Here is a 3,282-nt window from a genome sequence, read left to right as displayed (position 1 = left end):
GGGGGGCAGCATGGTGGTGTTGTTATTCAGTTGTTTGGTTCCGCCAACGGGTTGTTGGTTGGGAACCACATAGTGGACGCAAGCAGAATGTGTTTCTGTGTGGTGTAAGTTGTTGGCCTATTAGTACCGGTCAGCTTCACGAGTCGTTAGTCCTCGCTTCCACATCCGGCCTATCAACCCAGTGGTCTGGCTGGGGGCCTCTCACACATAAAGTGTATGGAAATCTCATCTTGAAGCGAGCTTCCCGCTTAGATGCTTTCAGCGGTTATCCCATCCGAACGTAGCTAATCAGCGGTGCACTTGGCAGTACAACTGACACACCAGAGGTTCGTCCGTCCCGGTCCTCTCGTACTAAGGACAGCCCTTCTCAAATTTCCTGCGCGCGCAGCGGATAGGGACCGAACTGTCTCACGACGTTCTAAACCCAGCTCGCGTACCGCTTTAATGGGCGAACAGCCCAACCCTTGGGACCTACTCCAGCCCCAGGATGCGACGAGCCGACATCGAGGTGCCAAACCATGCCGTCGATATGGACTCTTGGGCAAGATCAGCCTGTTATCCCCGAGGTACCTTTTATCCGTTGAGCGACGGCCATTCCACAATGTACCGCCGGATCACTAGTCCCGACTTTCGTCCCTGCTCGAGATGTCTCTCTCACAGTCAAGCTCCCTTGTGCACTTACACTCGACACCTGATTGCCAACCAGGCTGAGGGAACCTTTGGGCGCCTCCGTTACTTTTTAGGAGGCAACCGCCCCAGTTAAACTACCCATCAGGCACTGTCCCTGACCCGGATTACGGGCCGAAGTTAGATGTCCAAAGTGACCAGAGTGGTATTTCAACGATGACTCCACCCGAACTGGCGTCCAGGCTTCAACGTCTCCCACCTATCCTACACAAGCCACTCCGAACACCAATACCAAACTATAGTAAAGGTCTCGGGGTCTTTCCGTCCTGCTGCGCGTAACGAGCATCTTTACTCGTACTGCAATTTCGCCGAGTTTATGGTTGAGACAGCGGGGAAGTCGTTACTCCATTCGTGCAGGTCGGAACTTACCCGACAAGGAATTTCGCTACCTTAGGATGGTTATAGTTACCACCGCCGTTTACTGGGGCTTAAATTCTCAGCTTCGCCGTGAGGCTAACCGGTCCTCTTAACCTTCCAGCACCGGGCAGGAGTCAGTCCGTATACATCGTCTTGCGACTTCGCACGGACCTGTGTTTTTAGTAAACAGTCGCTTCCCCCTGGTCTCTGCGGCCCCGATCCCCTCCCACCAGCAAGTGGTGTTCAAGGTTGGGGCCCCCCTTCTCCCGAAGTTACGGGGGCATTTTGCCGAGTTCCTTAACCATAATTCTCTCGATCGCCTTGGTATTCTCTACCTGATCACCTGTGTCGGTTTGGGGTACGGGCGGCTAAAACCTCGCGTCGATGCTTTTCTCGGCAGCATAGGATCACCAAATCCCCCCAAACGGGGGTCCCATCAGATCTCAGGCCATATGAGTGGCGGATTTGCCTACCACTCGCCCTACATCCTTAGACCGGGACAACCATCGCCCGGCTCGGCTACCTTCCTGCGTCACACCTGTTAATACGCTTGCCTCCCGGGATCAGGCCCTGCGCTCCACCAAAACCCTCACACCACAAGGGCGATCGGGCAGGTTTCGGGCAGTTAGTATCCCCCGCTCAGCATGGGCGGTTTTTCGCCGGTACGGGAATATCAACCCGTTGTCCATCGACTACGCCTGTCGGCCTCGCCTTAGGTCCCGACTTACCCAGGGCAGATTAGCTTGACCCTGGAACCCTTGATCATTCGGCGGACGGGTTTCTCACCCGTCTTTCGCTACTCATGCCTGCATTCTCACTCGTGTAGGCTCCACCGCTGGTTTACACCGCGACTTCACCGCCCACACGACGCTCCCCTACCCATCCACACTCCTGAACCACGAAGGCTAGGAACATATGTGAATGCCACAACTTCGGCGGTGTACTTGAGCCCCGCTACATTGTCGGCGCGGAATCACTTGACCAGTGAGCTATTACGCACTCTTTTAAGGGTGGCTGCTTCTAAGCCAACCTCCTGGTTGTCTGGGCAACTCCACATCCTTTCCCACTTAGCACACGCTTAGGGGCCTTAGTTGGTGGTCTGGGCTGTTTCCCTCTCGACTATGAAGCTTATCCCCCACAGTCTCACTGCTGCGCTCTCACTTACCGGCATTCGGAGTTTGGCTGACGTCAGTAACCTTGTAGGGCCCATTAGCCATCCAGTAGCTCTACCTCCAGCAAGAAACACGCAACGCTGCACCTAAATGCATTTCGGGGAGAACCAGCTATCACGAAGTTTGATTGGCCTTTCACCCCTACCCACAGCTCATCCCCTCCATTTTCAACTGAAGTGGGTTCGGTCCTCCACGACGTCTTACCGTCGCTTCAACCTGGCCATGGGTAGATCACTTCGCTTCGGGTCTAGATCACGCCACTCACACGCCCTATTCAGACTCGCTTTCGCTACGGCTGCCCCACACGGGTTAACCTCGCGACGTAACACTAACTCGCAGGCTCATTCTTCAAAAGGCACGCCGTCACCAGAATCAGACTGGCTCCGACGGATTGTAAGCACACGGTTTCAGGTACTGTTTCACTCCCCTCCCGGGGTACTTTTCACCTTTCCCTCACGGTACTGGTCCGCTATCGGTCATTAGGGAGTATTTAGGCTTATCAGGTGGTCCTGACAGATTCGCACGGGATTTCTCGGGCCCCGTACTACTTGGGATACTCTCACAGGCGGTACAAACACATTACGGTTACGGGACTAACACCCTCTCTGGCCGGCCTTTCAAAACCGTTCACCTATGCGCGCACATCACACCCCACCAGCCCGGCAGAACTGGTATGGAAAGTCCCACAACCCCGACCATGCAACGCCCGCCGGCTATCACACATGGAACGGTTTAGCCTGATCCGCGTTCGCTCGCCACTACTAACGGAATCACTATTGTTTTCTCTTCCTGCGGGTACTGAGATGTTTCACTTCCCCGCGTTCCCCCCACGCACCCTATGTGTTCAGGTACGGGTCACTGAGTCACTCGCGCGCTCAGCGGGGTTTCCCCATTCGGACACCCTGGGATCACAGTCCGGTTATCGACTCCCCCAGGCTTATCGCAGATTCCTACGTCCTTCTTCGGCTCCTAATGCCAAGGCATCCACCGTGTGCTCTTAAAAACTTGACCACAAAGATCAAAAACATTTTCGAGAGAACCACGAAAACCAACCACACCAAAAAGG

General features: G+C 54.9%; 1 rRNA gene. It reads right to left on the bottom strand.

What is annotated here, in order from left to right:
• Nucleotides 1–99: 99 nt before the first annotated feature.
• Nucleotides 100–3,227 (bottom strand): 23S ribosomal RNA (locus tag AB0313_RS21945).
• Nucleotides 3,228–3,282 lie beyond the last annotated feature (55 nt).

It is taken from the genome of Pseudarthrobacter sp. NPDC080039 (assembly GCF_040702335.1).
Taxonomy (GTDB): Bacteria; Actinomycetota; Actinomycetes; order Actinomycetales; family Micrococcaceae; genus Arthrobacter; species Arthrobacter enclensis_A.
Note: the sequence above shows the minus strand (reverse complement) of the source record. Positions and strands in the feature narration are given on the sequence as shown.